Genomic DNA, 2,776 nt, shown 5'->3' with positions numbered 1-2,776 from the left:
GAAGCCGCCCCGCGTATAGGCGTCCCAGCGACCGAAGGGAGAGGCTTAAGCGCTTTGTTAGAAGCAGAGCCTGTTCCTTTAGCCTAATTAAAAACTGATAAAGTCAGCATACGATTGATTGTTAAGGCAAACAAGTAAAACAATAGTGCAGTGATGTAGGTGACTTGACTGAGGTAAGCCGCCTTTTGAACTAACAAACGCAATGGCGCTTGCTGGCAGAAAGTAAGAGCTTGGTGATAAATCGCCTATTGCTCGACCTTTGAAGTAAGCGCGGTGACATTAAAACTACTAATGCTTGAGCGATGTTGGAAACAACAGAAGAGGGTGGTTGAATTGATATTTTTATTAAGCCAAACGAACTTTAGGCTGCCGCCTTCTAACTTTAAGCTAAGCGGCGCAGTTGCGTGGGGCATAATGGCGAAGCCGCCCCGCGTAAATGCGTCCTAACGACCGAAGGGAGTGACTTGAGCGCTTTGTTAGAAGCAGAGCCTGTTCCCTTGGCCTTATTAAAAACTAATAGAGCCAGCATACGATTGATTATTAACACAAACAAGTAAAACGACAGCGCGGTGATGTTTTTGACTTGACTGAAGCAAGCTGCCATTTGAGTTACCAAGTGCAATGGCGCTTGCTGACTGAAAATAAGAACTAGGCGATAAAGCGCCTATTGCGCAACCTTTGAAGTTAATGCGGCGAAGTTAAAACCATCAAAAGCCAGAGCGATTTTTGAAACAGTAGGTGAGGGCGGTTGGACTGATGTTTTTATAAAGCAAAGTGCAGTCTAGGCTGACGCCTTCTAACTTTTAAATAAGGGGCGTAAATATGTGGGCTACCATCCCGAGCGCAGCGAGTCAGCCCACATGTTTGCGTCCCAGCCCGCGACAGCGGGCGAATTTGATTTTTTTGTTATATGCCAGCTTCTTACGGAGTGCTGGCTGAAGGTTTATTACTTGCTGACACACTAACTAATTTCCATTGCCCGCTGTGTTTAGACCAGACTTGTCTACCACCACCTGAAAAAGTATAGGTAGTACCATTTTTAAGTAATACAGATTGTGAAAACTCGTTGACCAAAATAGCGGTGTAATCATCAATGACCGACACCTTGACGTTTAGGAACTCTAGAGAATTAACTTTTTGTATTGAGCTAAAGCCAACATTTATAACTGGTGTCAGCTCATCGATAGAGTTCCAGTTTGTACCGTCGCTATTCAAACCGATAAACTTGTCTGCATCAAAATGTTGAAAATAAGATTTTGTATCCAGCCTCTTTGATGCTTCTACAAGACTTTGAAATGAAGCCAATACTTCTTTCTCTAAACCGGTGCGGTTTGGATTTGCATGAGCCAAACATGATAGTGATAGAGCAAAAATCACCAAGATAAATTTACTTTTAAACAATCAGTAATTCCTTTTCCTTTGGCATATAACTTTAAGCTAAGGGGCGCAGATACGTGGGGCATAATGGCGAAGCCGCCCCGCATGTATGCGTCCCAGCGAACGAAGTGAGTGACTTAATTTTTTTGTTAGGTGCGCTCTTAAATAACCTAGATTGTGCCATAACAGCTGCCGTTCTATTTTGGGTCCTTGCTCTGTTGTTTTTCTCTAAGATAAAGAACTATTTGTGCGATGACCAATACATAACATGAAAATGCAACAAAGGCGCATGGTGCAGCCATAAGTATTACTCCCGTTGTCCATCCGAAATATGCCATAACAGAACAGATAGCCCCAATGAAAAGCTCGATTGCGACAGCTTCCCAACTTACCGAGTAACCTACGTTGACAGGTTGAGCGTAGTGTTTAACTCTGTATGGCATGTCGTATTTCCTTGTAGCACCTAACGCCTTTATAAACGGCGCGCGCTTCTTGCGCGTCCAGTGGAGGCCGTTTTTTGGCCGTAACGTTGTTTAATAAACTTGTTATGTGTTTTTGCTAATTTCACTTTCCCAGCTTTCTTCTACGTTTGCCAGTATTTCACAATCACAGAAACCACCTTGATCGTGAAGCCAAGGCAGTATGACTTCTAGATTTAGGCCATTGCTTGTTAAGAATGCGGCAGTGATCCTTGGCGTATGATCACACCCATTTTCAAGCTCTACATCTAAGTGATCAAATAGCTGGCCTAGATGAGCAAGAGATATAGGCATTTCTTCAATTGCCTTTGCCGTGTCCTCAGCAACCATCGCTTGAACTAAGGCGGCGCGCCTTCTTTTTTCTTCCTTAGATGCCACAGTGCCTCCTACACATAACTTTTAAATAAGGGGCGCAGGCACGTAGGGCATAATGGCGAAGCCGCCCTGCGTGTATGCGTCCCAGCCCGCGAAGCGGGCGAACTTAATTTTTTTGTTAGGTGCGTGCTTACCATGAAATATCATATTTTGTACCGTAGGAATTGATGTGGTCCCTTGCGGCGAAATAAGTACTAAATGTAGGTGATTTACTTTTGCGCCCCTGTCCTTCAAATTGCCAGAAATATACAGAGCCCTCGTCACTTATGGAGTAATCGATATAATCCAAATTATAAGGGTGAACAGTCACTTCTATTTTTGGTAAATCAAAAGATGTGTAATCATATTTTTGTCTAAGCAACTTTGCATTGAATGGTATTTTATTATCATAAAACCACACGCCAGAGGCCAAAACTTCCTCTGAAAGAAGCGTTGGTTCCCATCCCGAAGTAAACATTTTTTTCACCAAAGCACCTAACTTTAAGCTAAGGGGCGCAGATGCGTGGGGCATAATGGCGAAGCCGCCCCGCGTATAGGCGTCCCAG

Annotated in this window: 2 protein-coding genes and 1 pseudogene; all 3 read right to left on the bottom strand. The window is 43.7% G+C overall.

All coding sequences use genetic code 11. From position 1 onward, the window contains the following. Nucleotides 1–921: 921 nt before the first annotated feature. Nucleotides 922–1,401 carry a nuclear transport factor 2 family protein gene (locus KYS23_RS20505; RefSeq protein ID WP_218420075.1) on the bottom strand — a complete coding sequence of 160 codons (480 nt, stop codon included), beginning with the start codon at nt 1,399–1,401 and terminating at the stop codon, nt 922–924. 521 nt (nt 1,402–1,922) lie between these two features. After that, nucleotides 1,923–2,234, bottom strand: a complete 312-nt coding sequence (locus KYS23_RS20500; RefSeq protein ID WP_218420074.1) for a DUF2695 domain-containing protein — start codon at nt 2,232–2,234, stop codon at nt 1,923–1,925. Between the two features lie 127 nt (nt 2,235–2,361). Further along, a pseudogene (locus tag KYS23_RS20495) lies at nt 2,362–2,776 on the bottom strand (hypothetical protein); the annotation flags it as partial.

Origin of the sequence: Alteromonas lipotrueae (assembly GCF_019249255.1) — a bacterium.
GTDB classification, from domain to species: domain Bacteria; phylum Pseudomonadota; class Gammaproteobacteria; order Enterobacterales; family Alteromonadaceae; genus Alteromonas; species Alteromonas lipotrueae.
Note: the sequence above shows the minus strand (reverse complement) of the source record. Positions and strands in the feature narration are given on the sequence as shown.